We start from the raw sequence: 26,438 nt of genomic DNA on the forward strand, positions 1-26,438 counted from the left end.
CCCACACAAGTATGACCAAAGACTATTCGGTAAAGAATCCTGTCGCCGGCCTTTTGGGGCTCCTTCGAGGCCGGTGCATTCCCTGAAGGCTATCGCCGTCACCTCGCCATGCGCATCACGCACCTGAGCCTGCTGTTGCTCTGTCTCGCCGCCGCTACGCCGGCGCGAGCCGAGCTGCATATCACCCGCGACCACGGCGGCTATGTCGAGGAATACAAGGCCAAGTACAAGCGGGTCCGCGAAAAGGGCGAGCGCGTCATCATCGACGGCATCTGCAATTCCGCCTGCACGCTGGTGCTCGGCATCGTGCCGATGAACAAGATCTGCGTGACGCCGCGCGCAAGCCTTGGCTTCCATCAGGCCTATTACGACAAGGCCTTCACCTTCGGCATCAAGGTCACCAGCTCCGAGGGGACCTCCGACCTGATGTCCTACTATCCCGATACGGTGAAGGACTGGATTCGTCGCAATGGCGGGCTCACCACCGACATGAAGAAGATCAAGAACGGCGTCGAGCTCTGGAAGATCATCGACCCCTGTCCGGAAGAGTGGTGAGCGGCTGCGCTGAGTCGCAAGCCTCCATCGCAACGCAGCATCGTCCGGACGAAATTCGCATTGCCGCATATCCCCCCGGTGGGGCAATGAGGGCGGCAATGAACCATAATCAAGAAGCCCTGACCGCCCGCGCCGCGCCGATCCTGTTCGTCCTGCTCTGGAGCACCGGATTCATCGGCACCAAATACGTCGTCAACAACGCCGATCCCTTGACCTATCTCGCTATCCGCATGGCGATCGTGGTCGGCCTGATGGCGATCATCGCCGGCCTCGCGCGGCCGAAATGGCCTGACAGCGCCGGCATCGCCCACAGCGCGGTCGCGGGCATTCTCGTCCATGGCTTTTATCTTGGCGGCACCGCGATCGCGATCGCGCATTCGATTCCCGCCGGGCTCTCCGCGCTGATTCCGGGCCTTCAGCCGATCCTGACCTCGACCATCGCCAACCGCTGGCTCGGCGAGAAGGTGACACCGGTGCAATGGGCCGGGCTCGTGCTCGGCCTCGGCGGCGTGGTGATGATTCTGCACAACCGTCCCATGACCGGGGACGCCGGGCTAGGCTGGCTCGCCTCGGTGGTTTCGCTGATCAGCATCACGCTCGGCACGCTCTATCAGCGCCGCTATTGCAACCAGATCGACTGGCGCGCCGGCAATCTCGTGCAATATGTCGCGGTCACGATCTTCTTCGCGATCGGGGCCTTCCTGTTCGAGGAGCGCGTGGTGCACTGGACGCGGGAGTTCGTGCTCGCGCTCGCCTGGCTCGCTGTGGCGCTCTCGATCGGATCGATCGGGCTACTGTATTGGCTGATCCGCCACGCCGCGGCGACCTCGGTCGCGAGCCTGTTCTATCTGGTGCCGGCCGTGACTGCGCTGATGGCCTACCTGCTGTTCGGCGAGGAGCTCGATGCACTGGCGATCGCCGGCATGGCGATGTGCGCCGCTGCGGTGTTCGTGGTCAACCGCCGCTTCTAGATCGGGATCCGGAAAGAGCGCGGCGGGACAGGGTCTCCGGAGGCGCTCGCATCCGGAGACCCGTCTGAGCGGCTCGATCAGCGCTTCGCCTTCCTGGCTTTCTTCTTCTTTGCAGCTTTCTTTGCAGCTTTCTTGGCGGCCTTCTTCACGGTCTTCTTCACGGTCTTCTTGGCCGCTTTCTTCGAGGATTTCTTGGTGGCCTTCTTGGCGGCCTTCTTCGAACCCTTCTTCGCGGCCTTCTTGGCCTTCTTCTTGGAAGCCTTCTTCGGCGCTACTTTCTTCGCGACCTTCTTGGCGGCCTTCCTGACCTTCTTGACGGCGGTGACTGCCGCGTCCTTGGTCGCTTCCACGGCATTGGTGATCGTTTCCATCGCTTGTTCGGTGATCGGCTTGTCGTCGTCCATATCGTGTCCCCCACGGTTTGTATGGAGCGACGACGATAGCGCGTTTCATAATTGTGTCAAAGCAACGCTCAACCTTTGCGGATCTTCGCATAGGCTGCGAGCGCGCGTTCGCGTCCACTGGCATGATCGACGATCGGGTGCGGATAGGTCTCGCCGAGCGTGATGCCTGCGCTCGCGAGCTCGATCGGCGTTGCCTGCCAGGGGCGGTGGATCAGCTTGGCCGGCATCTGTTTCAGCTCCGGCATCCAGCGCCGGACATAGGTTCCATCCGGATCGAACTTCTCGCCCAGCAGCTGCGGATTGAACACGCGGAAATAGGGCGCAGCGTCGGCGCCGCAGCCGGCGACCCATTGCCAATTGGCGGGATTGCTGCCGGCGTCCGCGTCGACCAGCGTGTCCCAGAACCAGGCTTCGCCCTCGCGCCAGTCGATCAAGAGGTGCTTGACCAGGAAGGAAGCCACCACCATCCGCACCCGGTTGTGCATCGCTCCGGTGTGCCAGAGCTGGCGCAGGCCGGCATCGACGATCGGATAGCCGGTGCGGCCGCGCTGCCAGGCGGCGAGTGCCTTGATGTCGCGCGTCCAGGGGAAGCCGTCGAAATTCGCTTGCAGGTTTCTGGTGGCGAGGTCGGGGTGATCGTGGAGGAGATGGCGGCAGAACTCGCGCCAGCCGAGCTCGCTCAGGAATTTCTCGATGCCGGGACGGAGTGCCGGGTCTTCGTCCGCCGCGAACCGTGCCGCGTGCCAGATCTGGCGCGGGCTGAGTTCGCCGAACCTCAGATGCGGCGAGAGCCGTGAGGTGCCGTCCCGGTCCGGACGGTCGCGGTTGCCGACATAGGCGCGCGCGCTGTGCCTGAGGAAGTCGCGCAGGCGCTGCCGGGCCGAGGCCTCGCCCGGGGTCCATGTTTCGCGCAGGCCGCCCGCCCAATCCGGCTTGGCCGGCTCCAGTCGCCAGCTCTCCAGCACATCGCCGGCGATCTTCGGTGCGGGGCGCAGCTGCTTCGGAGCAGGCAGCGGTTTTGCCGGATCGCCGAGCGACAGCACGCGCCGCCAGAACGGCGTGAACACGCGCAGGCCGCGGCCCTCCTTGGTGCGGATGGCCGAGGGCGGGGCCAGCAGATCGCCGGGGAAGCTTTGCGAATCGACGCCGAGCTTTGCCAGCGCCGCCTCCAGCTGGCTCTCGACGGCCTGATGCGGTGCCTGTGCAATTCCATTCCAGTAGACGGCGCGGGCACCGCTTTCGCGTGCCACGTCCGGAATGATCCTGGCCGCCGGTCCCTTGCGCAGGACCAGTGATCCGCCGCACGCAGCGATTGCGGCACCGAGCGCTCGCAGCGACTGCGCCAGCCACCATCGCGTCGCGGCGCCGGGCGGTCGGGCGAGGCCGTCGTCGAGCACGTATAGGCAGACCACCGGCGCACCGGTCTTCGCAGCGGCGTGCAGAGCAGGATGGTCGGCCAGGCGAAGGTCGTCGCGAAACCAGACGATGATGGACGGCACGCTCGGCGCGGTCAGGGGATCCTCGTTTACGATTTGGAAAGCATGCGGGGGCGGCGGTAGGGAACTGTCGTTAATGGGACTGTAATACCACTGCAGGATTATGCAGGGATTACGGGGGTGGTTCCATTCATGTCCAAGGTTCTGACCGGGAAGTTCTTGCCGCAGTTCAAGCTGGGCACCAAAGCGGTTCTGTGCGCCGTGTTGCTGATCGCGGTGAACACGGCACTCGTGGTCGGCGCCGGCTATTGGTCGCTGACCTCCGCCTTCAATGACCGCGCATTGCGCGACATCGAAGTCAACCTGCGCACGCTGGCGCTCGCCTTCACCGAGATCGTTCCGGCCGCCAAGATCACGATGCGGGATGGCGCGGTGGTGCGCGCCGAAATCCCCAAGATGCCCGACTTCAAGGATCATGCCATCGTCGATCGCGCGGTGTCCTATGTCGGCGGCAATGCGACCCTGTTCGTGTTCGACGATGCGAGCGGGCAGTTCGTCCGCCGCTCCACCAACGTGAAAAAGGAAAACGGCGATCGCGCCGTCGGCACCCAGCTTGCCGCGGACCATCCAGGACAGGCGCCGCTGCGCCGTGGCGAGGCCTATAAAGGTCCGGCCACGCTGTTCGGCAAGACCTTCATGACCGCCTATTTCCCCATCGCTGACGCGGCCGGCAAGGTCGTCGGTATTCTCTATGTCGGCATCCCCATGGTGCAGTACGAGAGCATGCTGGCCCACGCGATCGAGAGCATGGCCGCGGCCGCCGGACTTGCCGCGCTTCTGGTGCTGGGCCTGACCCTGCTGGTCGTCCGCCGCGTCACCCGACCGCTCACCTCCGTTACGCGCTCGCTCACCGCACTTGCCGACGGCCAGAGCGACGTTACGATCGAATGCGAGGATCGCGCCGACGAAATCGGCGAGATCGCCCGCACGGTCGCCGTGTTCAAGAGCAATTCGCTGGAGCGGGCGCGCATGCGCAGCGAGCAGGCGGCGGCCTCGGCCGCGGCGGCCGAGCAGCGCAAATCCGACCTGCGCAACTTCGTCGAGGAGTTCCGCGGCAGCGTCGGCGGCATCCTCGACAAGGTGCTGACATCGTCGGGCGAGTTCGAGCGCGCGGCACGACAACTGACCGACGTCGCACGCTCCACCGCCGATCTCTCGGCGCAGTCCGCGGGCGCTTCCGAACATGCCTCCGAGCACGTGCGTTCGGCGGCATCGGCCTCCGACGAGCTGTCTCAGTCGATCTCCGAGATCGCCCGACGCGTGCAGGAATCGAACGAGATTTCCGCCGAGGCCGTCCGGCAGGCCGAGGCCACCGACCAGCGCATCGCGCAGCTCTCGGAAGCCGGCGCGCGCATTGGCGACGTCGTCAAGCTGATCACCTCGATCGCCGAGCAGACCAACCTGCTGGCGCTCAACGCCACCATCGAGGCCGCGCGTGCGGGCGATGCCGGCCGCGGCTTTGCGGTGGTGGCCCAGGAGGTCAAGACGCTGGCCGGCCAGACCGCGAAAGCGACCGACGAGATATCGAACCAGATCGAGAGCATGCAGCTTGCGACCGAGGAATCGGTCGCCGCCATCAAGGCGATCAGCGAGACCATCGAGCGCATCAGCGGGATTGCCGGCTCGATCTCGGCTGCGGTCGAGCAGCAGAAAAGCGCAACCCACAACATCGTGGCGAGCGTTCGCGCGGCGGTCTCAGGCACGGCCGAGGTCGCCGTCAACGTCCGGCACGCCGCCAAGGGCGCCGGCGAGACGGGCGAGACCTCGAGCCGGATGTTTGCCTCGGCCCAGGCGCTGTCCGGCGAGAGCCTGCATCTGAAGGCAGAGGTCGACGGTTTCCTCGACCGCGTGCGGGCGGCTTAATTCAGCGTTGTCATCCCGGGGCGGTGCGAAGCACCGAACCCGGGATCTCGAGATTCCGGGCTCGGTCCTTCGGACCGCCCCGGAATGACGTCGACTATTTCGGCTGCGGCACGATGCGCAGATAAGGCTTCGGCTCCTTCCAGCCCTGCGGATAGATCGTCTTGGCCTCGTCGTTGGAGACCGAGCCGGCGATGATGACGTCGTCGCCCTGGGTCCAGTCGGCCGGCGTGGCGACGCGATGCTTGGCGGTGAGCTGGAGCGAGTCGATGACGCGCAGGATCTCCTGGAAATTCCGGCCCGTGGTCATCGGATAGACCAGCACCAGCTTGATCTTCTTGTCAGGCCCGATGATGAAGACGTTGCGGACGGTCTGGTTGTCGGCCGCGGTGCGCTTGAGGGGATCGCCGGAGATCGCGGCCGGCAGCATGCCGTAGAGCTTCGAGACGTTGTAATCGGTGTCGCCGATCATCGGATAATTGGGCGCTGCGCCTTGCGTCTCCTTGATGTCCTCCGACCAACGGGCATGGTTGTCGACCGGGTCGACCGAGAGTCCCATCAGCTTGACGCCGCGCTTGTCGAATTCCGGCTTCAGCTTGGCGAGGGCGCCGAGCTCGGTCGTGCAAACCGGCGTGAAGTCCTTGGGGTGCGAGAACAAGAGCGCCCAGCTGTTACCGATCCAGTCGTGGAACTTGATCTTCCCTTCGGTGGTCTCGGCTTCGAAGTCGGGTGCGGTGGTGCCGATCGGGAGTGTCATGATGTTACCTCATCGCATTGAATCTACTGGGGAATTTTTCTCTGGCCGTCATCCTCATTATAGGGCCTTACCAAGCCAAGTGAACGGCCGCTGAACCGGTTCAAGTAAAATGTGAATTTCTTCCTTGAAGGCCCGATTTCCTAGCAACTTATTGTTACAGCGGCACCTGCGGCGAAACATCTCCACCCGGGGTCGCACGGTCTCGCTCGCCCCGATTATGCCTTTTATGACTTCCATCACGCTCGCCCGGCGCGTCCTGGAACCAAAACGGTTCTGACAGCGACCAATTGGCAACCATCTCGAAAAGTCGCGATCGCCGTATCGAATCGTTAACCACCCCTTTACGCCGGCATGAAAATGCTGGCCGATCAGAAGAAGTCTGGAAGTGAACTATGTCTGCCGCTGCGCCTAAATCTGTCGAGTCCTCGTCCCTCGAACCGTCCTGCCGCGACACCGCGGCCCACGCACTCTCCATCGTGCGTGACGGTGTGATCACCGGCGAAGGCCCGACCACCAAGGGAAGGGTGCACTTCTCCCGTTCGCTCGATGCCGATGACACCGCTTGGTGCATGCGGATCCTGACCGCCACCGCCGTCAACGACCAGCCGGTCAGCCGGGCTGAGGCCGAGGTCCTGTTCGAGATCAACGAGGCCGCGACCGAGCGCAGCGATGGCGGCCGCTTCGACGACCTGCTCGCCAAGGCCGTTGCCCATTATGCCGCGAGCGCCTCGGGCCTGAAGGTGCCGCCGCGCAGCGTCGCGCTGTCGGCCGACACCGAGATCGAGAGCTGGGCGCCGTCCTACGCCTCCAAGGTCAACAGCGAGATGCTGGAGTGGATCGCCGGCCAGATGCGCGGCAAGCGCCACAACAACCGTCGCCTGATGGCGATGGTGGCGACCTTCCTCGGCGCCACCGCGCTGCCGCTGGCGGGCCAATTGCCGAACGTGTTCGACATCGGCATGTAAGACGCGCACTCTCTGCTGCATGGGCCCCGGCTCTGCAGCGCATCACTTTGTGCTGCGCAGCGTCCGGGGCACGGGAGTGGAGTTTGGGCGCACAACTGTCTCAACATCGTCATCGCGAGCGCAGAAGAAATCTCTCCGCGCAGGCAGCCTGGATTGCTTCGTCGCAAGGGCTCCTCGCAATGACGGAGTGCGTGGGGACGGCAATGCATGAATCGCGTGTCCCGGACGCGCTGCAACGCTCTTGGCGTTGCTGCGCAGAGCCGGGACCCAGCAAGCCGCGAGCTCGCTGTTGCATGGGCCCCGGCTCTGCAGCGCACCGCACCGGACGATGCTTCGCAACGCCAGGGACGCTGCGCTGCGTCCGGGGCACGAGACCGGAGTCTTCGCGCATACTGCCTCAGCATCGTCAGAATCGCTCCGCCGCGACAATAATTGATCCGTCATCCTGAGGTGCGAGGCGTGCGATGCGGATGCATCGCATGCGGAGCCTCGAAGGATGTGCGGCCGAGCTGATGCAGCGGGGCCGTCGCCCTTCGAGGCTTGCTCTGCGACGCTATCGCGCCGCAGCGCGCGCACCTCAGGGTGACGGTGATGCATAGGGTTTGCAACGTACTCGCCTTCATGCGGACACGGCGTCGCATCCTCGCGGCGCACTTCGCCCGAGCTTTGCTTGTCGCCTCACCCTCATCAATTGAAAGAGGGCGCAGGGAAGACCGGGTGCCAGCCGGGCACCCACGGTCCACTGTGCGAAAGCGTGTGCTTAAGAAAAGCTGCACAGCGGCATACAGGTGGAGCCAAACATCCGGCCTTCCCTGCGCAGTGGTTTGACGGCTTATGTCGTGCTCTCCCCGGGGAGCGTTGCACTATTGCCCCCGTCGCCTTGCGGCTGATCGATGCGCGTGCCCGGTCGGGCCGCCACATCACCGCAAGACTTGACGCCAGACCCCGGGCGTCAGGACCACACGATTTTGCCGTACGCCGATCGCACCGGTCGTGTGCGCGAGACGTTTCGCTCACGGCTCTCCGCCCTGCAAAACCCTTCGCGCCGATGCCATCGGCGTCCACCGCCGCCCGGCCCGCGTTCGTGACGATCGCGATACGCCCCTCTTCCTTGGGCCGGGTTGCGCGACACATACGTCATTTCCGAATTTCGGTAAAGTGGAATATTTTCGGCGACGGGCGTTGACCTAGGTCTCGGGTGTTTTGCCCGCCGGGCAACGCAACGGATGGTGAGAGAGCGGCTCCACCAGCGATAGCGGCCGGTCAGGGTGCCGGCGTTGTCCCCGTCAGGGCCGACGACGTCGCCCTGCGAGGCCGAACGAGCCAGAAGGCGGCAATCGGGCGCGCTTTGACGCATCGGTTCCCCGGTTAATCCCGTGCCTTAACCAAAGATTAATTATACGTTTGCGGGTGGGCGACGGCCCGGCCTAGCGTAGCTGCGGGGAGCCGCCGAAGCCAAACGAGTTGGTGCGTATCATGACCTACAGAATGCATGGGGCCTTGCTCGCCTCACTCAGCGCAGCCGCGCTGCTCCTTAGCCTCAGCGATAGTTCTGCACAACCCGGTGGCGCTGCGCCGCACGGGGTGACCGCGGCGCGGTCCGGCGCAATCGCGCGTCCGCCCATCGCGCCGGGCGCCCGGTTCCACCGGCGCAACAACCCCTTCGTCTACTGGCCCGGCGGCGGCGGCTTCTTCCACGACAGCGCCGGCTACAGCCAGCCCTTCGTCGACCCAGCCCAGCCGCTCTCCGCCGACGTGCGCTACACCTACACTTATGACGTTCCGTGGGATTGGACGCATCGTTTCCCGCCCAACGTCGTGCCGTCCGACCGGCCCTACGTGCCGAGCTGTCCGACGGAGCAGGTGACGGTGCCCGGACGCGGTGGCAGCGAGCACACCGTCAACATCACGCGCTGTTACTGAGCGGCGCTAAAGCGCGATGCGATTAGGATGAATCGTCATCGCGCTTTAGGTTGTTGTTTGAGCATGATCTTTTCGGAAAACCGCTGCGCACTTTTCCGGAACATGCTTTAGCCGAGCTCGAAGCTGGTCACGCCGAAGACGCGATCGATGCGCAGCGGCGGGATCGCGCCCGTGTACATCCGTGCCGTCTCGAACACCGGCTTGAGCCCGAGCGCCTCCGCGAGCACGATGGCCTCGCGATTGACGGCGGGAACGTCGAGAAACACCTCGCCATCCGCGCTGGCCAGCAGGGCTTGCACGATCGCCTCCGCCGCCGTGCGGTCGTCGGCGACCAGCGGGCCGATCTTGTAACCGGTCCGGCACGGCCGGATCACGCCCCAGGCGGCGAGCTTGCCGTCGCGCAATAGCGCGCGGCCGACATGGCCTGGCGTGTTGATCCAGGCGCGCAGGAAGGCGCTGCGCCGGGCTGGGAAGACCGTGGTGTCGTCGGCGTCCACAAGCGCGAACGGGATCGTGTCGAGCGCGACGATATCGGCGGGTGAACTCGCCGGCGCGGCGGCGACGCCGCCGTAGCGGATATTGGCGTAAGCAAGCTGGAAACCGGACTTCCTGTAATTGTCCTGCTGCGCCACCACGCCGTCGAGCCCGATCACGCGGGAGCCCGCATGGGCGATCGCCGCGTTCCAGATCCGCAGGCCGTGGCCGGAGCCGCGAAGGTCTGCACGCACGATGTAGAAGCCGAGGAAGGCGAAGCGATCGTCGTAATTGACGCAAGAGACGGTCGCGGCCGGCTTGCCATCGATCTCGCCGACGAAGAAGCCTTGCGCGTCGGGGATTGCGAAGCAGGCGGCATCGCAGCGGCCCGGATTCCAGCCCTCGGCCGCGGCCCAGTCGATGGTGAGGGAGATTTCCTCGGGGCGCAGATTGCGGATCAGCAAGTCACTCATCGCGCGTTGCTCATGGGATGCATCCTTCGACCATGGACCTGCCGACAGGTCTGGCTGTAGAAGGCCGCATGATAGGCCGAGCCTGCAGCTCGCCTCAACTCAAAGGGATGATCGGTCATGGCAGCAGAGAAAGTTGCGCTCGTTACCGCCGGCGGCAGCGGCATGGGGGCAGGGGCTGCGCGGCGGCTGGCAGCGGACGGGTTTCGCGTCGCGATCCTGTCGTCCTCCGGCAAGGGCGAGGCGCTGGCCGCCGAGCTTGGCGGGCTCGGCGTCACCGGCTCGAACACGGAGAACGACGACCTGAAGCGTCTCGTCGACGGTGCCATGGCGAAATGGGGACGGATCGACGTGCTCGTCAACAGCGCCGGCCACGGACCGCGCGCTCCCATCACCGAGATCACCGACGAGCAGTGGCACGCCGGCCTCGACACCTATCTCCTGAACGTGATCCGCCCGACGCGGCTGGTGACGCCGCTGATGCAGGCGCAGAAGGGCGGCGCCATCATCAACATCTCGACCGCCTGGGCGTTCGAGCCGAGCGCGATGTTCCCGACCTCGGCGGTGTTCCGCGCCGGCCTTGCCGCCTTCACAAAGATCTTCACCGACACCTATGCCGCCGACAACGTCCGCATGAACAACGTCTTGCCGGGCTGGATCGACAGCCTGCCGCAGCAGGATACGCGCCGCGACAGCGTGCCGATGAAGCGCTACGGCAAGGTGGAGGAGATCGCGGCGACGATCTCGTTCCTGGCCTCCGACGGCGCCGCCTACATCACCGGCCAGAACATCCGCGTCGACGGCGGACTGACGCGCTCGGTCTGAGCGCCGCCTCAATGTGAAGCGACAAGCCGCGCCAGCTCCGGCAGGATCCTGTAGCGGGCGATCTCGTGCGGATATTCGCCGCGATTGGCCAGCAGGACGATGGCGATTCGCCGCGCCGGCACCAGGCCGATATAGCCGGAGGCGTTGTTGAGGCCGCCGGGCTTGTCGATGATGGTGACGCCCGGAAGATGCACGGTCTCCCAGGCCATACCCTGTCCGAATTTTTCGTCGACGCGGAAGGCCTCGCGCTGCGTCATCCGCAACGCCTCGCGCAAATTCGGATTGATCGCGCGGCCGTCGACGCAGGCCGCCGCGAAGATCGCCAAATCCCGCACGGAGCCGAACATCTGGCCCGTGCCGGGAAAGTCAAAATAACTCTGCTGGTTGCCGATCGGGCCGATGGCCATGCCCTGGTCGGAATAACCCTGGACCAGGCGCGGCATCCAGGCCCGGTCCATGACGGCGCGATTGTCCGCGCCGCGCTCGGGGACGAAAGTGGAGTCCATGGCGAGGGGGCGGAGAATGCGGTGCTGGATCAGCGCATGGATCGGCATGCCGTAGCAGCGCTCGAGCACGAGCTGAAGCAGCACGTAGCCGGCATGGGTGTAGATGCGTTGCCGGCCGGGTGCGATGCCAGGCGCCGGCATGAAGGCGTTCAGCAAGGCGATGAAATGCTCGCGCGTGTACTCTTCGTTCGGCCAGGGCGGATGGTCGGTCGGCAGCAACAGGCCCGACGTGTGCGCCGCCAACTGGCCAACAGTGACGTTGCGGATGTAGTTGCCGTTCAGCTCGGGCAGGTATTTCGGCAGGCGGTCGTCGAGCCGCAGCTCGCCGCGCGCCGCGCCGAGCGCCACCAGCGTGGCCTCGAACGGCTTGCGCAACGAGGCGAGGTTGAACAGCGTGTCCGGCGTCACCTTCCGTTTGGTGGCATCATCGGCAAAGCCGTAGCTGAAGAACTCGACATGGCGCCCGGCATAAAGGGCCGCGGCGAGGCCGCCGGCATGGTCCGGCGTCGCGGTCGGCGCCAGCTCGCTCGCGACGATGTCGCGCATCTGCGCGATCATGTCGGAATCCGCAAAGGCGCGGCGCGGGCCAAGCGCGATCGCAAGGGGAACGAGGGCAGCGCGGGTGAAGATTCGCCGAGTGATCGGGGATGGGGTGACAACAGGGGGCACTTGCTCTGATCAACGATGTTGATGCGCCCCCGATCTGCTCTATCCGGAAACCTCCCGCGGCCCAATTCACAATTGCGCGCTGCAGGTTCCGCATCGCCACGCGGCATCAAAATCACTTAGCTTATGAGCTAACAATTGTTGACGCGGCTGACCAAGTCGCCTATAGTTAGCTTCATGGATAACCAATTGACCCGCCTCGACCAGGTTTTCGCAGCGCTTGCCGATCCGACCCGGCGGGCGATCGTGATGCGGCTGTGCGCCGGCGAGGCTTCGGTCGGCGAGCTCGCCGATCCCTTCGACATGGCGCTGCCGAGTTTCATGAAACACATTCGCGTGCTGGAGACGAGCGGACTGCTGATGTCGGAGAAATCCGGCCGCGTGCGCACCTGCCGTCTCAGCCCGGATGCGCTGCTCGGTGCGGAGGACTGGTTCCAGCGGCAGCGCGCGATCTGGGAGGCGCGGCTCGACCGCTTCGAGGCCTATGTGATGAAGCTCAAGAAAGAGAAGGAGAGGGCGGCCGTCAAGCGGCCGTCCCGAACAACCAAACGGAAAGGTTCTGAGCGATGACGAAGTCTGCCAATCCCGCACTGTCGCAATGGTCGCTCGACCGCGAGATCGTGATGTCGCGCGTGATCGACGCGCCGCGCGATCTGGTGTTCGAGGCCTGGTCCGACCCGAAGCACCTGCCGCAATGGTTCGGGCCGAAGGGGTTCAAGATCGAGACCTTCGAGATCGACGTGCGGGTCGGCGGCGTCTGGCGCTTCAACATGATCGGCCCCGACGGCACGGTCTATCCGAACCGCATGCGCTTCCGCCGCATCGAGCGGCCGTCCCTGATGGAGATGGATCACGGCCTCGACCAGGACGAGGATCCCGGCATGTTCCGCTTCACCGTCACCTTTGCCGAGCAGAGCAACGGCAAGACCGTGCTGATGATGCGCCAGCTGGCCTCGAGCGCCGAGCAGCGCGACGGCATGATCGGCTTCGGCGCGGTCGAATACGGCTATCAGACGCTGGACAAGCTCGCGGCCTATGTGGCGGGCATGAAGCGTTGATGCCAAGGCGGTCCCGGCGAAGGACTCGCCGGGACCGCTTTCGCGTCTCGCCGCCTCACTCCTTCGCCTCGTCCGTCACGATGTCTCCGAGCTTCTGCCAGCGCTGGCCGTCGAACTGCACCATCTGGAACTGCTTGTTGACGCGATAGTCGGTCGGCGTTGTCGTGACGGAGATTCCGGGAAGCGTCAGATCGAGCACGACGTTGTTGAGGTTGGCTGCCTGCCGCATCACGTTCTCGCGGGTCAGATCGTCGCCGCATTGCTTCAGCACCTGCACCAGCAGTTGGGCCGTGATGTAACCGTAGACGTTCAGGTTCGATTCCTTGTCGCCCTCGGGATAGTATTTCGCCATGAAGGCGAGGTAGCGCTTCATGCCGGCATCGTCCTTCCATTCGGGATCGGCGGAATCCTTGACGTAACCGACGCTGACGACGCCCTTGGAATTGTCCAGACCCGCCGGCTTCAGCACGGCGCTGAGCGAGGAGGCGTTGATGTCGATGATGTGCAGGGGCTTCCAGCCGATCTCGGCGACCTTCTTGATCGCCTGCGCCGCCTGTTTCGGCGTCGTGGCGCTGAACAGCACGTCGGCGCCGGCGTCCTTCAACCGCAAGATCTGCGAGTCGATCGTCGGCTCGGTGATCTCGTAGGAGGTCTCGGCCACGATCATCTTCGCCCTGTCGCCGAGGCCCGCCTTGAGGCCGGCAAGATAGTCCTTGCCCAGATCGTCATTCTGATAGAGCACGCCGATCCCGGCGTTCGGGTGGTTCTTCAGGAGATACTGCGCGTAGATCCGGCCCTCGACGAGGTAGGAGGGGTTGAAGCCCATGGTCCAGGGAAAGGTCTTGGGATCGGTGAAACGTGCCGCGCCGGTGGCCGCGAACAGCTGCGGGATCTTCTTGGCGTTGAGATATTTCTGCACGGCGACGTTCGGCGCGGTGCCGATGATCTGGAACGTCAGCAGCACCTCGTCGCTTTCGACCAGCTTGCGGACCTGCTCGACCGTCTTCGGCGGCGAATAGGCGTCGTCATACTGGATCAGCTCGACCTTGCGGCCGTTCACGCCGCCCTGGTCGTTGATCATCTTCATATAGGCCGCCTGGGTCTTGCCGATCACGGCGTAGGCCGAGGCGGGACCGCTCAGCGGCACGGTCTGTCCGACCTTGATCGCGGTGTCGGAAGCGCCCTGATCGTATTTCTTCTGCGCGTGAGCCTGTGCGATCGACAGCGCCAGAGCGAGTGCGGAGGCCGCGATGCGTCCGAGAAGACGGTTCTTCATTTCCATTCCCTGTTCGCACACGGTCATTCGCCCTTGAGCCCGGCGTCGCGGATCAGCTTGGTCCATTTCTGCGTTTCGCTGTCGATGAACCGGCCGAACTCGGCGGCGGTGCCGGCGCGCACTTCGAGGCCTTGAGCTGTCAGCTTGTCCCTGATGGCAGGCTCGGCGAGCGCGCGCAGGACTTCGGCCTGGAATTTGTCGACGATCGCGCGCGGCGTCGTGGAAGGCGCCATGAAGCCGTACCAGCCGGCGGCAGCGACGTTGGGAAAACCCTGCTCGCGCAAGGTCGGCGCCTGCGGGTAGAGCGCACTGCGTTCGGGCGAGGCGACGCCGAGCACGATGAACTTGCCGCTCTGGATGTAGGGCAGGGCGGTCGGCAGCGCCGTCAGCGTGGCATCGACCCGGCCGGCGAGCAGCTCGGTGTAGGAGGCGGCATCGCCCCGGAACGGGATGTTGAGACCCTTGACGCCGGCGTCGCGGAACAGCAGCTCTCCGGCAAGATGTGGCTGCGAGCCGGCGCCGGGAGAGGCGAAGGTCAGCCCATCGGGCTTGGATTTGCCGTAGGCGATCAGCTCGGGAAGCGTCTTGAAAGGTGCGTCCGCGCTGATGATGAGAAACAGCGGCGCGATCACGGCCATTGCGACCGGCTGCAGCTCCTTGCGGTCATAGGTCAGCTTGCCGAACAGCGCCTCGGCGGTGGCGTAGGGGGCCGCGACGTATAGAAGCGTGTAGCCGTCGCCGGGCGCATGAGCGACCATGTCGTTGGCGATGCGGGTGCCGGCGCCCGGCTTGTTCTCGACGATGAATTGCTGACGCAGACTGCGGCCGAACTCTTCGGCGAGCAGGCGCAGCGAGATGTCGTTGGAGCCGCCGGGGCCGTAGGGCGAGATCAGCCGCACCAGGCGCGAGGGCCATGCATCCTCGGCCCGTGCCGTCAGGACCGAGCCGGCGACCAGGCCGCCTGCGATGGCGCCCAGCAGGGCTCGGCGTGTGACTTCGAGCGATGCCACTGTGGTCTTCCTCCCGTTTTTATCGTTGGTCGTCTTCCATCACCGCGGCGAGAATCTTCAGTCCTTCGCGCGGCCATGCATGTCATGTTGCGGCGCTTGTGACTTTCCTGGTTTTGCGCGGCGGCGCGAGCTCTGCCTGCCCGACGATGGCGCGGATGCTGTCGGCGAGCGCCGCGATGCGCGGACCGATCTCGCCTTCCAGCTGGCCAGACTGGAGGCGGAATGCGGGGATGCCGCAATTGATCGAGAACGATTGCTTCGATTCGCCGGCGTGGAACAGCGGTGCCGCGACCGCATGGATGGAGGCCATGTACTCGCCCCAGCAGGTGCAGAAGCCGCGGCTTCTGCATTGCGCGATCCCGGCGCGGTACTTGTCGCGAAAGGCCGACCATAGCTCGGCGTCTTCGGCGGCGATGTTCCGCTCGAGCCGGTCGGCATCGGCCGGCGGCAGGGTCGCCGCCGCGGCGCGTCCCATCGCGGTCAGCACCACGGGAATCGGCATGCCGATGTCGGGCACGTGCGGTCCGACATCGCCGGAGCGCGCGGTCTCGACATAAATCATCGAGGTGGCGTCGAGCAGGCCGATCGAGACCGTGCCGCGGACGCTGAGCGCCAGCTCCTGCATCATCGGCCGCGCCACTTGGCGGAACTGCATTCCTGCGAGCAGAGGATGCGCGATCCGCAGCGCCCGCGCACCGACGCGATACTTGGCCCGCTCGGCGTCGTAGCGGAGGTAGCCGAGTTCGGCCAGCGTGTGGGTGAGCCGCGCGACTGTGGGCCGCGGGATGCCCGTCAGCGTCGACAGCTCCATGTTGCCCAGCAGCGGGCTCCCGGCCTTGAACGCTTCGAGCACGACGAGCCCCTTTGCCAGCGTCGTGGCGAAGGCGGCGTCATCGACGCTCTCCGCCAGCACGGCGGCGGCGGAGGAGAGCGGATGTCGCGGCTTGGATGGGGTTGTCGCGGCCATACCGAAGTATCAGACGCGAATGCTGGCGCTGTCCAATAGATTCGCCATTCTCGCTAAAATTGTCCGATATGTGGACACCCGTACGACGCCGGCGTTTCGCCGAAAAGCGCGCGCGGCAGGACCAAGCACACAGATTTTTGTCGTGATTGCATGCCGTCTTGTGACAGGATTATTACGACGACGTGTCAGATCGAATTATTTGCGGAGCGGCTCAATGTTGCAGTGGCAGGCGCGGTCAAACCCCCTCGCGTGGTGGTGGGGATCTCTCACGCTTGTAAGCAGCGCCAATATCCTGGTCTGGTTCATGCTGTACCGCGAGTTCTACCCGACGCCTTCGGGCAGCTACGGTGGCGGCTCCGGCATCGGGCTGATGTTCCTGCTCTGCGCCGGCTATGTGTTCGGCTGCGCGTTTCGCTCATTCCTGCCGCGCGCCGACGTGCAGCGCATCTGCCTGTTCGACACCTGGCTGTCGAGCGTCGTGGTCGGCCGGACGGTCGCGACCGTGGCCGAGCTCTGCTTCGTGGCGCAATGGGCCATCATCCTGCATCAGCTGGGTCACATGACGGGTGCGGAGACCGCGGTGAACATCGCGCTCGTGATCGTGCCCATCATCATCCTCGCGGAGTGCTTCTCCTGGTATGCGGTGGTGACGACCAACTTCCTCTACAACGCGATCGAGAACTCGCTGTGGGCGGTGACCTTCTTCCTCGCCGGCATCGCATTGTGCCGCCTGATGCCGGAATTCCAGGGCGTGGTGCGCTGGGCGCTGATGTCAGGCATCGTCGGCATCGCCTGCTTCCTCGCCTTCCTCGTCACCGTCGATGTGCCGATGTATCTCAGCCGCTGGCGGGCAGGGCACGCCGAGGGCAATACGTTCATGGGCTTCCTCGAAGGCCTGCATGACGTCTCGACGCGCTGGGTGGTGACCCACGACATCGCGCATTGGAAGGGCGAGCTGACCTGGATGTTCCTGTACTTCAGCGCCGCAGTGTGGTCGAGCCTGGCGCTCTGCGCGCTCTATGCGATGCAGGGCTATCTGGCGCTCTATCTGGCGTGAACGTTCTGATCGCGAAGGCGGCGGTCAGGCCGGCTCGGCGATCACCTTGTTGCGTAAGGTTCCGATGCCGGAAATCTCGACCTCGACGGTGTCGCCCGGGCGCATCCACAGGGGCGGCGTGCGCTTGGCACCGACGCCGCCGGGCGTGCCCGTCACGATGACGTCGCCGGGGTCGAGCGGGCAGATCGTGGAGATGTAGGCGATCAGCTCGGGGATGGCGGTGATCAGGAGATCGGTGGTGGTGTCCTGCACGACGGTGCCGTTCAGGCGCGTCTGCAAGCTGAGCTTTGATGGATCGGGAATCTCGTCCGCCGTCACCAGCCACGGACCGAAGCTGCCGCTCTCGGCAAAGGTCTTGCCGGACAGGAACTGGCTGGTGTGGCGCTGCCAGTCGCGGACGCTGCCTTCATTGTAGCAGGAATAGCCGGCGACGTGCCCGAGCGCACGGTCTGGTGGGATGTGGCGCCCTTGCTTGCCGATGACCAGCGCGAGCTCGCCTTCATAGTCGAAATCGTCGCTGACCTTCGGCTTCACGATCGGCCGGAGATGGCCGACCTGGCTACAGGCGAAGCGCGCAAAGAGCGCCGGCTTCTCGGTGACGGTGCGGCCGGTCTCCGCGACGTGGTCCCGATAATTGAGGCCGACGCAGATGATCTTGCCGGGATCGGGGATGACCGGGAGGAAGGTGATGCGCTCGAGCGGATGATCGGGCGCGGTGGACGCGACCAGCCTGGTCGCCTCGGCCACGCGGCCGGTTTCGAGCAATTGCCGCAGCGTCGTGCAGCCCGTCATCCGCGCGCCGAGATCGACGACGGCATTGTCCTTGACGGCGCCGAAGGAGGAGCGGCCGTCGGCGATGAAAGAAAGCAGCTTCATGAGATCATCCCTGAGAAATGTTCGGTCAGGCCGCGGACGGCACGCAGGCTAAAGGCTGGATGGCGGCGATCAACTGGTCGAGTTCGGCTTCGCTACGGGCCGTGCCGCGCACATAGCGGTCGGGGCGTACGAGCGCGGCGATGATGTCGTGCTTGCGCAGCCAGTCGCCGATGGCCGGCGCGTCATCGCTGCTCAGGATCTTGAGTCCTGTCTGGGCGAGGGCCGGGCGCAGGGAGAGAGCGGCCGCGTTTGCGATGAACAGCACATGGCTGTAGCCGACCTGGTCGTCGCTGCGGCTGCCGTCTCGCAGCTCGAACTGCGGCGCCAGATCTCCGGCGAGAGGCAGGTCGCGGGGTGCCAGCCCGGGGCCGAGCAGGGGCTTCTTCACCTCGAGCTTCACCGGCGCGTTCTCGCGGGGCTCGCCCGCAGCCAGACCCGCTTCGATCGCCTTGGTGTTGATCAATCCGCCGAGGCGAATGGCGAGCTCGATGAATTCGCGCACATGCGGCAGGCGCTCGCTCTGATAGGTCTCGAGCAGTTCGGAGCTGGCACCGCCCCGGATGATGGCGTCGAGCTTCCAGGCAAGGTTCGCGGCATCGCGGATGCCCGCGCACATCCCCTGGCCGAGGAAGGGCGGGGTCTGATGTGCGGAATCGCCCGCGAGCAGCAACCGTCCATTCCGCCATTGCTGGGCGATCGCGGAATGAAAAGTGTAGACCGCAGCACGCTCGATCTCGGCATCGTCGGGTGTGATCCAGCGCGACAACAGGTCCCAGACTTTGGCTGGTTGCGCGACGTCCTGGGAGTCCTCGTCCGGAAGAACCGTGATCTCCCAGCGCCGCCGCATGCCGGTGCCGCGCACATAGGTCGCCGGGCGCGCGGGATCGCAATGCTGGAGGCTGTAGTCGCCAAGATCGTCGCGCGCGCGCTTGAGCAGCACGTCGATGACCAGCCAGCGCTCGTGGAAACCGAGATCGTCCATGCCGGAGCCGATGAAGCGGCGGACCAGCGAGCGTGCGCCGTCGCAGCCGATCACATAGGCTGCGTGGACTTCAGTGAGCTTTCCGTTCGAGAGGTCTTCGTAGCGGACGCGCACGCCACGCTCGTCCTGATCGAGCGCGAAGACGTCGCACCGATTGCGCAAGGCGACGTGTGGCCAGCGGGAGAGGCCGCCGATCAGGACATCCTCCAGCTCGGGCTGGTGGAAGCGATAGCTGAGATGCCAGCCCATCGGGGTCAGCGTTTGCGGACGGGACCAGTCCAGCAGCATGCGGCCGTCGGCGTCGAGAAACAGCATCCCGGGGCTCAGGATCACGTGCGGCAGGATGGCGTCGGCCAGGCCGATGGTCTGGAACACGCGCATGCATTCGTCGTCGAAATGCACCGCGCGCGGCAAATGATAGGTCCGCGCCTCGCGCTCCAGCACCAGCGTGCGCACGCCGCACAGGCCGAGCAGGTTGGCGAGCGTGGCGCCGACCGGGCCGCGGCCGACGATCACGACGTCGAAGTTTTCGGGCGTGGCGTTATCTTGCATGGAGCTATCTCTTCCCCAAGCTGCGCCGCAGCATCAACGCCGCTGGCCGAAGTGTCCGCCCAGCGGACGCCGGTCCCGGCTTCCGCCCACTGTCCGCCAGCCGGACGATTCGACGATCGCACTAAGCACTTCAGGCTCCATGTGGCTAAGGAGGATCAGTGCAACAGCAATAAAGTGCAGGCTGCCTGCGAGGCGGCCGCCGGGAGGAGATGGCGATGCTGCGAACGATGCTGGGCGTATGCCTTGCGGTGCAACTCTGCGCCGCGCCGGGTTTTGCTGCCGATATCAACGTCGGGATCATCCTCTCGGCAACCGGACCGGCCGCAGCGATCGGCAATGCCGAGCGGAACGGCACGGCTTTCGGCCCGGCCGAGATTGCCGGCAGGAAGGTCAACTATCTCTTCCTTGACGAAGCCTCCGACAGCACCGCGGCGGTCAGCGCGCTGCGGAAGCTCTACCAGGAGAGCAAGATCGACATCCTCGTCGGGCCGACCTCGACGCCGGGCTCTTTCGCCGTGATCGATCCGGCGGTTGAATACAAGTTGCCGGTGATCACGCTTGCGCCCGTCAATGCGTTGGTGGCCCCGGTCGATGCCAGGCGGCGCTGGATATTCAAGACCACAACCAATGACGATCACGAGGCGGCGCCGCTGTTCGCGAACATGAAGAAGACCGGCGTCAAGAAGCTCGCGCTGATCGGCTTTGGCGATTCCTATGGCGATGCCTGGAGCAAGGTCGGCGCCGACATGTGCGCGACTGCCGGGATCGAGCTCGTCGCCGACGAGAAATACGCGCGGACAGATACCACGGTGGTTGGGCAGATCCTCAAGATCATCGCAACCCGGCCGGATGCGGTTCTGATTGCGGCCTCGGGCGCACCGGCGGCCCTTCCGCTGATGCAATTGCGGGAGAAGGGATATGAGGGGCAGATCTACGGGACGCTCGGTGCCACATTCGGCGATTTCCGCAAGCTGACGGGCACCCAGGGCAACGGCATCTTCGTGCCGCTGAGCCCGGCCGTGGGCGCTGCGTCTTTCCCGGACGATTATCCCGCCAAGAAGGCGGCGCTCGCGTTCATCCAGCGCTACGAGGCCAAGTTTGGACCCGGCAGCCGCAACATCTTTGCAGGTTCGGCCTACGACGCGTTGATCCTGATCGAGCAGGCGGTGCCCGCGGCATTGCGGACGGGAGAGCCCGGAACCGCGGAATTTCGGGAAGGTCTGCGAAGCGCGATCGAGGGGCTGAAGGGCATCGCGGGATCACGCGGGATCTACAATTACGGGCCGAACGACCACACCGGACTGGACCCGAGCGCGCTGACGCTCGGCAAGCTCGACAAGGGCGAATGGATTGCAGTGCGCTGAGCGGCAGAACGGAGCGGGGATCATGCCTGTGGCGGAATGTCCGGTCTATGACGTCGATCTCTACGCCGACGACGTCCTGCGCCAACCCTATCGGCACTATCGCGCGTTGCGCGATCTGGGGGCAGCCGTCTGGCTCCCGCGCAGCGGGCTCTACGCGGTCGGCCGTTTCGAGGACGTCCGTGCAGCCTTGCGCAATTCCGGCCTGTTCTCCTCGGCCGAGGGCGTTGCCGCCAACGATCATGTCAACGAGATGTCGAGAGGCACGACGCTCGCGAGCGATGCGCCGTTGCACGATCGCTTGCGTGCGATCATCGCAGCTCCCTTGCTGCCGAGAGCGCTGGACGAGATCGGACCCGAGATCAGGGCGGAGGCGCGGCGACTCGTCGAGGATCTCGTGAGCCGTGGGCGGTTCGACGCCGTGACGGATCTGGCGCAGCATCTGCCGCTGACCATCGTATCCAAGCTCGTGGGTCTGGAGGAGTATGGGCGCGGCAGCATGCTGCGATGGGCGTCGGCGACGTTCAACGTGCTCGGTGCGATGAATGATCGCGCCTGCGCGGCCATGGCCGATGTGCAGGAGATGCGTCACTATCTCGGCGGCTCCGCCATCCGCGGGCGCCTGCGGCCGGGCAGCTGGGGTGACAGGATTTTCGCGGCCGCGGACCGTGGAGAGATCGAGCCCGAGCGCTGCCCGGTGCTGATGCGCGATTATCTGGGGCCGAGCCTCGACACGACGATCTTTGCGACGGCGAACCTGATCCTGTTGTTCGGCAAATATCCCGATTAATGGGATCTTGTGCGGCAGGACCCCGCCTTGATTCCGGGCGCGATCAACGAAGCATTGCGCCTGGAATCTCCGATACGGGGATTTACGCGCCATCTGACCGATCACGCGACGATCGGGGACGTCACCGTCCCGAAGGCCAGTCGCGTGCTGCTGCTCTATGCATCGGCCAATCGCGACGAGCGGAAGTGGCAGGATCCGGAGCGCTTCGATGTGCGTCGGCGTGCCAGCGATCATCTCGGGTTCGGCAATGGCAGCCACATGTGTGCGGGCCTGCATCTGGCCCGGTTGGAGATGACCGCGCTGCTCGAAGTTCTGGTCGAGAAGGTCCGGCACTTCGATATCGGCGAGCCCGTCCTGGCGCTCAACAACGTGTTGCGGGGCCTGGCATCCTTGCCGGTACGGGTGAGCTAAAGCGCGATGCGATTAGGATGAATCGTCATCGCGCTTTAGGTTGTTGTTTAAGCATGATCTTTTCGGAAAACCGCTGCGCACTTTTCCGGATCATGCTTTAGGCGCCGACCGGGATCGCCTCGGAGGTATCGCGCATCGGTCCGACAAACTGCGCAATCGCGTCCTCGATCGCCAATGCCGAGCGAATCCAGATGATGGAGATGCAGCCGAACACCGCGCCGCCCCGCACGATCGGCACGGCGATCGACGCGGTCTTCGCATTGTACTCTCCCTCGCTGCGGATGGCGTAGCCGCGCGATTGCGTCTCGGCAATCATGCGGGCGAGCCGACCTTTCTCGAGGAAGGGGCGGTCGTCCGCCTCGTCGATGCGGCGCAGGTGATTGAGGATCAGCTCGCGCTCGTGGTCGGGGCAGGCGGCGAGATAGGCGCGGCCGGCCGAGGTGCGCAGCATCGGCAGCCGCTTGCCGATCATGCCGCGGTCGATCGAGAGCGGGCTGCGCGCGTGAGTGGTCTCCTGCACGACCATCGCGGCGTTCTCATACGTGGAGAGATCGACCGGCCAGACCAGGGTCTTGCTGAGCTCGGCGAGATAGGGTGCCGCCGCCTGGCAGATCACGACGCCGGGATCGTAGCCGTCGCCGAGGCTCAGCGCCCGCCGGGTCACGCGAAAACGGTCGTCGCTGGCGCTGCGGGCGATGTAGCCGAGTTCCTCCAGGGTTTCGAGCAGGCGATAGACGGTGGGGCGGGGCAGGTCGAGCGCGCGGGCAACGTCGCCGGCACGGATGCCGCCGGAGCGGTTGACCTCCCGCAGCACGTCGAGCCCGCGCTTGAAGGCGCGGACGCCTTCGGACTGCCGCGGCGCTCTCGGCCCCGTCCGCTCCTTGGACACTTCGCATTTCCTCCCTTGTGGTGCACGGTCCCGCGATTATCGTTGCGAGCGCGAAGCGATTGCGGAACGCCACCGTAGGATCGTGCGCGGCCGGTATCAAGTTCGCCGCATTGCGGCACACGCGATGCCTTCGGGAGGACTTCGATGGAAATCACCGCGCTCGGCTATATCGGAATCAATTCATCGCAGCTCGACCAATGGGGCCGGATGGCGACTGGGCTGCTCGGCATGCAGCAGGTCGACCGCGGCGGCAAGATGCGCGCCTTCCGGATGGACGATCGCAAGCAGCGGCTGATCGTCGATGGCAGCAGCGATGCCGGCCTCGCCGTGATGGGGTGGGAAGTTCCGTCAAGCGCAGAGCTCGACCGCCTCGCCGGCCGGCTGGAAAGCCACGGCGTCAAGGTGACGCCTGGATCGCGCTCGCTTGCCGATGAGCGGCATGTCACCGAGCTGATTTCGTTCGCCGATCCGGCGGGCAATCGGCTCGAGGCCTTCTGCAAGCCGGAGCTTGCGACCGAGCCCTTCAGGCCGGGCCGGCCGATCTCGGGTTTTCGCACCGGCGCGCTGGGCATGGGGCACGTCGTGCTCAATGTGGAGGATGTCGAACTGCTCTTGCCGTTCTATCGCGACGTGCTGGGCTTTCACGTCTCCGATTTCGGCCTGAAGCCCTATGGGCTGTACTTCTTCCACGTCAACGGCCGCCACCACAGCTTTGCGATGGTCGGCTCCGGGCGGAAAGCGATGCATCATTTCATGGTCGAGCTCGGCAGCCTCGACGATGTCGGTCAGGGCTACGACCTGGCGCAGCTGGACGAGGGCCGTGTTGCCTACACGCTGGGCCGGCATACTAACGATCACATGACGTCGTTCTACGTGAACACGCCCTCCGGCTTCTTCATCGAATATGGCTGGGGCGGGCGCGTGATCGATCCTGAGACCTGGCAGCCGCACGAGACCTTCGACGGGCCGTCGCTGTGGGGCCATGAGCGGCTCCATATGCCGGAAGAGCAGCGCAAGCGATTGCGCGACATGCGGCTGGATGCGGCCGCCCGTGGCGTTCGCGTCGCCGATCCGCGCGTGCCGCCGCTGAACTGCGCGTGGCTGGACCAGGTGGTCGCGCGCGAATGATCCGCGGTGGCGCGAAGACGATCAGCCCTCGCCGAGATCGGGCTCCGTCAAGAGGCCCTGGCGGAGCGCGAGGCGGACCAGTTCGATGTCGGAGCCGACGCCGAGCTTGTCCTTGATCAGCGAATGCAGGTTCGCCACCGTCTTCGGGCTGACATGGAGCGTTCCGGCGATCTCGTCCGTCGTCTTCTCGGCGAGCAGCAGCCGCAGCACCTCGAACTCACGGGCGGTGAGGACGTCGGCGGCCGAGCTTTCGCCGCCGAGCCGGCTCAGCGCGAGCTCGTGGTCGATGTCGGGACTGATGGCGATCTTGCCGGCGAGCACGTCCATCACGGCGCGCACCAGCGTTTCCGGCGGGCTGGTCTTGGTGACGTAACCCCTGGCACCGGCGCGGATCGCCTGCACGGCGAAGCTCGCATTCTGGTGCATGGTGAAGATGAGGATCCTTGCACCCTTGTCCCATTGCCTGATCCGCCTGACCGTCTCGATGCCGCCGATGCCGGGCATGCTCAAATCCATGATGACGAGATCGGGCGCCTCCGATTTGTACAGCCGGTAGGCCTCGGCGCCGTCGGCCGCTTCGGCAATGACGCGCAGGCCCGGCTGCTTCTGGAGCACCGAGCGATAGCCCTCGCGGACGACGGAATGGTCGTCGACCAGCAGGATCGACGCATCGGCCGCGGTCATGCCGCATGCTCCAGCACCGGCGGCTCGGTGGCGGCGAGCGGAATGACGACGCGCAGCGCCGAGCCGCCGTTGGGGCCGACGTCGAAGCTCATCCGGCCGCGCAAGGCGGCCACGCGCTCGCGCATGCCGAGCAGGCCCATGCCGGACTTGCTCGAGGCATCGCCGGGCCGGCCGTCGTCGTCGATTGCCAGTGCGATCTCCTCTCCGGCCATCGTCAATTGGACCCCGACCTTGGTGGCGCCGGCATGCTTGGCGGCGTTCGTGAGCGCCTCCTGCACGATGCGGTAGAGGTTGGCGCTGATCGCGGCCGGCAGGGTCTCGAACGCGCCGTCGAACTGGATCGTGAAGCGCGTCTCGCCGCGGCTGCGGCCGTTCCAGCCGGCGACGAGGCCTTCCAGGCTCGCAACGAGGCCGAGCTCCTCGACGTCGGGCGGCCGCAGCCGGAACAGCGCGCCGCGCAGCGTCTCCATCATGCCGGTCGCGGTTCGCGCGATGCCGTCGCATTCGGACAGCAAAGCAGGGCAGTCCTGCGCCGCGGTGTGGCGGGCAGAGGAGGCCAGCGCGCGGATGGCGGCCAGCGACTGACCGAACTCGTCGTGCAGCTCGCGGGCGAGATGGCGGCGCTCATCGTCCTGCAGCGCGATCAGCTTGCGCGTCAGCTCGCTGCGTTCGGCCAGCGCATTGTCGAGGCTTTCGGCGAGATGGTTGAAGCCGTCGCGGATTGCGGACAGTTCGGCGAGATCGAACGGCGGCAGCCGCGCCGTGAGGTCGTTGGCCGCGATCCGCTCGAGGCCGGTGCAGATCAGACGGGTCGGGCGCAGCGCGCGTGCCAGCGCGGCGTAGACCAGGAGGCACAACAGCGGCAGCGCGATCGCAAGCGCGATCGTCAGACGGCCGGCGTCGTGCCAGGCCTCCGCCGTCCGCACCGCCGGATCGACCGACACCACGATCTCGCCGAGCTTGGCTCCGCGCACCGTCACGGGCCGTGCGGCCTCGCGGCCCGGATCGAACAGGCTGCGATAGAAGGCCGCGAAGGCCTGCGGCGGCGGGCTCGCCGGGGCCGGTGCACCGCTGCAGAACCGCTGGAGCATCTCGCCGCTCGCACCGCGGAATGCCAGGCACAGGCCGGGCGTCATCACATAGGCCGCGACGGGGTCAAGGTTGGGAAAGTCCGAGCGCGGACCGGGCAGCCATTGGATCTTGCCTTGTTGCAGCTCCAGCGACTTCGCCACGATCGCGGCGATGCCGTCGATGCGGGCATGGGCGTCGCGGTCGGCGGCGATCAGGAAATAGGCGGAGATTGCGGCGAAGCAGGCGGCGGTTATGGCGGCCACGCGCAACGTCAGACGGACCTTGAGATCGAATCTCGGGCGGTTCCACATCGGGGCACCTTGCGCGAACGGTTTTGTCGCCTCCGCATTAAACGGCAGAACGCTGGCCGCGGAAAGCGCCGCGCGTTACCGCAGTGCAACGTCGTGAAATTTTCCCGGGGCTCACCGGGACGGTCGCCGTTGCAGAGGCCTCG

Annotated in this window: 26 protein-coding genes; 13 read left to right on the top strand and 13 right to left on the bottom strand. The window is 65.5% G+C overall.

All coding sequences use genetic code 11. The features are described 5' to 3' along the window. The first annotated feature begins 108 nt into the window (after window positions 1-108). Both D6B98_RS17365 and D6B98_RS17370 read left to right on the top strand, forming a co-directional pair. Entirely contained in the window at window positions 109-555 is a 447-nt protein-coding gene (locus D6B98_RS17365; protein WP_126258159.1) for a hypothetical protein, read from the top strand. Window positions 556-653: 98 nt separating this feature from the next. Then, window positions 654-1,526: a DMT family transporter gene (locus D6B98_RS17370; RefSeq protein ID WP_126258160.1), complete on the top strand. Its 873-nt coding sequence runs from the start codon at window positions 654-656 to the stop codon at window positions 1,524-1,526. A gap of 77 nt (window positions 1,527-1,603) precedes the next feature. Here D6B98_RS17370 and D6B98_RS17375 read toward each other — a convergent pair whose 3' ends face one another. Then, complete coding sequence (locus D6B98_RS17375) at window positions 1,604-1,930, bottom strand: histone (protein WP_126258161.1); 327 nt, start codon at window positions 1,928-1,930, stop codon at window positions 1,604-1,606. Window positions 1,931-1,998: 68 nt separating this feature from the next. After that, window positions 1,999-3,444 carry a cryptochrome/photolyase family protein gene (locus D6B98_RS17380; protein WP_164718694.1) on the bottom strand — a complete coding sequence of 482 codons (1,446 nt, stop codon included), beginning with the start codon at window positions 3,442-3,444 and terminating at the stop codon, window positions 1,999-2,001. Window positions 3,445-3,558: 114 nt separating this feature from the next. Here D6B98_RS17380 and D6B98_RS17385 point away from each other — a divergent pair, with 114 nt between their 5' ends. After that, a complete protein-coding gene (locus D6B98_RS17385) occupies window positions 3,559-5,289 on the top strand; it encodes a methyl-accepting chemotaxis protein (RefSeq protein WP_126258162.1) in 1,731 nt (576 codons plus the stop codon). Window positions 5,290-5,383: 94 nt separating this feature from the next. Here D6B98_RS17385 and D6B98_RS17390 read toward each other — a convergent pair whose 3' ends face one another. Further along, entirely contained in the window at window positions 5,384-6,043 is a 660-nt protein-coding gene (locus tag D6B98_RS17390; protein WP_126258163.1) for a peroxiredoxin, read from the bottom strand. A 392-nt stretch (window positions 6,044-6,435) separates the two neighbouring features. Between D6B98_RS17390 and D6B98_RS17395 the strand changes: the two genes are divergently transcribed. Continuing rightward, the gene (locus D6B98_RS17395; RefSeq protein WP_126258164.1) at window positions 6,436-7,008 is read left to right on the top strand and encodes a hypothetical protein; all 573 of its coding nucleotides are present in this window, start codon (window positions 6,436-6,438) and stop codon (window positions 7,006-7,008) included. A 1,476-nt stretch (window positions 7,009-8,484) separates the two neighbouring features. Then, the gene (locus D6B98_RS17405; protein WP_164718677.1) at window positions 8,485-8,931 is read left to right on the top strand and encodes a hypothetical protein; all 447 of its coding nucleotides are present in this window, start codon (window positions 8,485-8,487) and stop codon (window positions 8,929-8,931) included. A gap of 107 nt (window positions 8,932-9,038) precedes the next feature. Here the strand turns inward: D6B98_RS17405 and D6B98_RS17410 are convergent, their stop codons facing one another. Then, window positions 9,039-9,878, bottom strand: coding sequence for a GNAT family N-acetyltransferase (locus D6B98_RS17410; protein ID WP_126258165.1), 840 nt, complete (start codon window positions 9,876-9,878; stop codon window positions 9,039-9,041). Window positions 9,879-9,995: 117 nt separating this feature from the next. Between D6B98_RS17410 and D6B98_RS17415 the strand changes: the two genes are divergently transcribed. Beyond that, window positions 9,996-10,700 carry an SDR family oxidoreductase gene (locus tag D6B98_RS17415; protein WP_126258166.1) on the top strand — a complete coding sequence of 235 codons (705 nt, stop codon included), beginning with the start codon at window positions 9,996-9,998 and terminating at the stop codon, window positions 10,698-10,700. 8 nt (window positions 10,701-10,708) lie between these two features. Here D6B98_RS17415 and D6B98_RS17420 read toward each other — a convergent pair whose 3' ends face one another. Beyond that, window positions 10,709-11,764, bottom strand: coding sequence for a serine hydrolase (locus D6B98_RS17420; protein ID WP_164718678.1), 1,056 nt, complete (start codon window positions 11,762-11,764; stop codon window positions 10,709-10,711). A 285-nt stretch (window positions 11,765-12,049) separates the two neighbouring features. On the opposite strand from D6B98_RS17420, the gene D6B98_RS17425 reads away from it, so the two are divergent. After that, the gene (locus D6B98_RS17425) at window positions 12,050-12,442 is read left to right on the top strand and encodes an ArsR/SmtB family transcription factor (RefSeq protein WP_164718679.1); all 393 of its coding nucleotides are present in this window, start codon (window positions 12,050-12,052) and stop codon (window positions 12,440-12,442) included. Then, window positions 12,439-12,930: an SRPBCC family protein gene (locus D6B98_RS17430; protein WP_126258169.1), complete on the top strand. Its 492-nt coding sequence runs from the start codon at window positions 12,439-12,441 to the stop codon at window positions 12,928-12,930. Before D6B98_RS17425 ends, D6B98_RS17430 begins: the two co-directional genes overlap by 4 nt. A 55-nt stretch (window positions 12,931-12,985) precedes the next feature. Here D6B98_RS17430 and D6B98_RS17435 read toward each other — a convergent pair whose 3' ends face one another. The 3 genes from D6B98_RS17435 to D6B98_RS17445 form a co-directional block, all read right to left on the bottom strand. Next, on the bottom strand, window positions 12,986-14,206 hold the full coding sequence (locus D6B98_RS17435; RefSeq protein ID WP_126258170.1) for an ABC transporter substrate-binding protein: 1,221 nt from the start codon (window positions 14,204-14,206) through the stop codon (window positions 12,986-12,988). 23 nt (window positions 14,207-14,229) lie between these two features. Next, entirely contained in the window at window positions 14,230-15,216 is a 987-nt protein-coding gene (locus D6B98_RS17440; protein WP_126258171.1) for a Bug family tripartite tricarboxylate transporter substrate binding protein, read from the bottom strand. An 82-nt stretch (window positions 15,217-15,298) separates the two neighbouring features. Further along, on the bottom strand, window positions 15,299-16,183 hold the full coding sequence (locus D6B98_RS17445; protein ID WP_126258172.1) for an IclR family transcriptional regulator: 885 nt from the start codon (window positions 16,181-16,183) through the stop codon (window positions 15,299-15,301). Between the two features lie 214 nt (window positions 16,184-16,397). Between D6B98_RS17445 and D6B98_RS17450 the strand changes: the two genes are divergently transcribed. Beyond that, window positions 16,398-17,240, top strand: coding sequence for a hypothetical protein (locus D6B98_RS17450; RefSeq protein WP_126258173.1), 843 nt, complete (start codon window positions 16,398-16,400; stop codon window positions 17,238-17,240). A gap of 24 nt (window positions 17,241-17,264) precedes the next feature. Here the strand turns inward: D6B98_RS17450 and D6B98_RS17455 are convergent, their stop codons facing one another. Both D6B98_RS17455 and mhpA read right to left on the bottom strand, forming a co-directional pair. After that, the gene (locus D6B98_RS17455; RefSeq protein WP_126258174.1) at window positions 17,265-18,116 is read right to left on the bottom strand and encodes a fumarylacetoacetate hydrolase family protein; all 852 of its coding nucleotides are present in this window, start codon (window positions 18,114-18,116) and stop codon (window positions 17,265-17,267) included. 25 nt (window positions 18,117-18,141) lie between these two features. Then, the gene (gene mhpA / locus D6B98_RS17460; protein WP_126258175.1) at window positions 18,142-19,650 is read right to left on the bottom strand and encodes a bifunctional 3-(3-hydroxy-phenyl)propionate/3-hydroxycinnamic acid hydroxylase MhpA; all 1,509 of its coding nucleotides are present in this window, start codon (window positions 19,648-19,650) and stop codon (window positions 18,142-18,144) included. Window positions 19,651-19,865: 215 nt separating this feature from the next. Here mhpA and D6B98_RS17465 point away from each other — a divergent pair, with 215 nt between their 5' ends. Genes D6B98_RS17465 through D6B98_RS40870 form a run of 3 tightly spaced genes read left to right on the top strand, consistent with a single transcriptional unit; the run spans window position 19,866 to window position 22,212 of the window. Continuing rightward, complete coding sequence (locus D6B98_RS17465) at window positions 19,866-21,014, top strand: ABC transporter substrate-binding protein (RefSeq protein ID WP_126258176.1); 1,149 nt, start codon at window positions 19,866-19,868, stop codon at window positions 21,012-21,014. A gap of 22 nt (window positions 21,015-21,036) precedes the next feature. After that, window positions 21,037-21,801, top strand: coding sequence for a cytochrome P450 family protein (locus D6B98_RS17470; RefSeq protein WP_245481409.1), 765 nt, complete (start codon window positions 21,037-21,039; stop codon window positions 21,799-21,801). A 27-nt stretch (window positions 21,802-21,828) separates the two neighbouring features. Beyond that, on the top strand, window positions 21,829-22,212 hold the full coding sequence (locus D6B98_RS40870; RefSeq protein ID WP_245481410.1) for a cytochrome P450: 384 nt from the start codon (window positions 21,829-21,831) through the stop codon (window positions 22,210-22,212). A 97-nt stretch (window positions 22,213-22,309) separates the two neighbouring features. Here the strand turns inward: D6B98_RS40870 and D6B98_RS17475 are convergent, their stop codons facing one another. Next, window positions 22,310-23,101 carry a DNA-binding transcriptional regulator gene (locus tag D6B98_RS17475; protein WP_126258177.1) on the bottom strand — a complete coding sequence of 264 codons (792 nt, stop codon included), beginning with the start codon at window positions 23,099-23,101 and terminating at the stop codon, window positions 22,310-22,312. A 144-nt stretch (window positions 23,102-23,245) separates the two neighbouring features. Between D6B98_RS17475 and D6B98_RS17480 the strand changes: the two genes are divergently transcribed. Further along, window positions 23,246-24,229, top strand: coding sequence for a VOC family protein (locus D6B98_RS17480; protein WP_164718680.1), 984 nt, complete (start codon window positions 23,246-23,248; stop codon window positions 24,227-24,229). 21 nt (window positions 24,230-24,250) lie between these two features. On the opposite strand, the gene D6B98_RS17485 is transcribed toward D6B98_RS17480, so the two are convergent. Beyond that, window positions 24,251-24,913 carry a response regulator gene (locus tag D6B98_RS17485; protein WP_126258178.1) on the bottom strand — a complete coding sequence of 221 codons (663 nt, stop codon included), beginning with the start codon at window positions 24,911-24,913 and terminating at the stop codon, window positions 24,251-24,253. Further along, window positions 24,910-26,295 carry a sensor histidine kinase gene (locus D6B98_RS17490; RefSeq protein ID WP_126258179.1) on the bottom strand — a complete coding sequence of 462 codons (1,386 nt, stop codon included), beginning with the start codon at window positions 26,293-26,295 and terminating at the stop codon, window positions 24,910-24,912. Before D6B98_RS17490 ends, D6B98_RS17485 begins: the two co-directional genes overlap by 4 nt. Window positions 26,296-26,438: the final 143 nt, after the last annotated feature.

This window comes from Bradyrhizobium sp. LVM 105 (genome assembly GCF_003957705.1).
Classification (GTDB): Bacteria; Pseudomonadota; Alphaproteobacteria; order Rhizobiales; family Xanthobacteraceae; genus Bradyrhizobium; species Bradyrhizobium frederickii.

Bases quoted from the DNA above. Each gene is read 5' to 3' on its own strand.
- D6B98_RS17365 (WP_126258159.1), top strand. From the start codon at position 109: ATGCGCATCACGCACCTGAGCCTGCTGTTGCTCTGTCTCGCCGCCGCT.
- D6B98_RS17370 (WP_126258160.1), top strand. From the start codon at position 654: ATGAACCATAATCAAGAAGCCCTGACCGCCCGCGCCGCGCCGATCCTG.
- D6B98_RS17375 (WP_126258161.1), bottom strand. From the start codon at position 1,930: ATGGACGACGACAAGCCGATCACCGAACAAGCGATGGAAACGATCACC.
- D6B98_RS17385 (WP_126258162.1), top strand. From the start codon at position 3,559: ATGTCCAAGGTTCTGACCGGGAAGTTCTTGCCGCAGTTCAAGCTGGGC.
- D6B98_RS17390 (WP_126258163.1), bottom strand. From the start codon at position 6,043: ATGACACTCCCGATCGGCACCACCGCACCCGACTTCGAAGCCGAGACC.
- D6B98_RS17395 (WP_126258164.1), top strand. From the start codon at position 6,436: ATGTCTGCCGCTGCGCCTAAATCTGTCGAGTCCTCGTCCCTCGAACCG.
- D6B98_RS17405 (WP_164718677.1), top strand. From the start codon at position 8,485: ATGACCTACAGAATGCATGGGGCCTTGCTCGCCTCACTCAGCGCAGCC.
- D6B98_RS17410 (WP_126258165.1), bottom strand. From the start codon at position 9,878: ATGAGTGACTTGCTGATCCGCAATCTGCGCCCCGAGGAAATCTCCCTC.
- D6B98_RS17415 (WP_126258166.1), top strand. From the start codon at position 9,996: ATGGCAGCAGAGAAAGTTGCGCTCGTTACCGCCGGCGGCAGCGGCATG.
- D6B98_RS17420 (WP_164718678.1), bottom strand. From the start codon at position 11,764: ATGATCGCGCAGATGCGCGACATCGTCGCGAGCGAGCTGGCGCCGACC.
- D6B98_RS17425 (WP_164718679.1), top strand. From the start codon at position 12,050: ATGGATAACCAATTGACCCGCCTCGACCAGGTTTTCGCAGCGCTTGCC.
- D6B98_RS17430 (WP_126258169.1), top strand. From the start codon at position 12,439: ATGACGAAGTCTGCCAATCCCGCACTGTCGCAATGGTCGCTCGACCGC.
- D6B98_RS17435 (WP_126258170.1), bottom strand. From the start codon at position 14,206: ATGAAGAACCGTCTTCTCGGACGCATCGCGGCCTCCGCACTCGCTCTG.
- D6B98_RS17445 (WP_126258172.1), bottom strand. From the start codon at position 16,183: ATGGCCGCGACAACCCCATCCAAGCCGCGACATCCGCTCTCCTCCGCC.
- D6B98_RS17450 (WP_126258173.1), top strand. From the start codon at position 16,398: ATGTTGCAGTGGCAGGCGCGGTCAAACCCCCTCGCGTGGTGGTGGGGA.
- D6B98_RS17455 (WP_126258174.1), bottom strand. From the start codon at position 18,116: ATGAAGCTGCTTTCTTTCATCGCCGACGGCCGCTCCTCCTTCGGCGCC.
- mhpA (WP_126258175.1), bottom strand. From the start codon at position 19,650: ATGCAAGATAACGCCACGCCCGAAAACTTCGACGTCGTGATCGTCGGC.
- D6B98_RS17465 (WP_126258176.1), top strand. From the start codon at position 19,866: ATGCTGCGAACGATGCTGGGCGTATGCCTTGCGGTGCAACTCTGCGCC.
- D6B98_RS17470 (WP_245481409.1), top strand. From the start codon at position 21,037: ATGCCTGTGGCGGAATGTCCGGTCTATGACGTCGATCTCTACGCCGAC.
- D6B98_RS17480 (WP_164718680.1), top strand. From the start codon at position 23,246: ATGGAAATCACCGCGCTCGGCTATATCGGAATCAATTCATCGCAGCTC.
- D6B98_RS17485 (WP_126258178.1), bottom strand. From the start codon at position 24,913: ATGACCGCGGCCGATGCGTCGATCCTGCTGGTCGACGACCATTCCGTC.
- D6B98_RS17490 (WP_126258179.1), bottom strand. From the start codon at position 26,295: ATGTGGAACCGCCCGAGATTCGATCTCAAGGTCCGTCTGACGTTGCGC.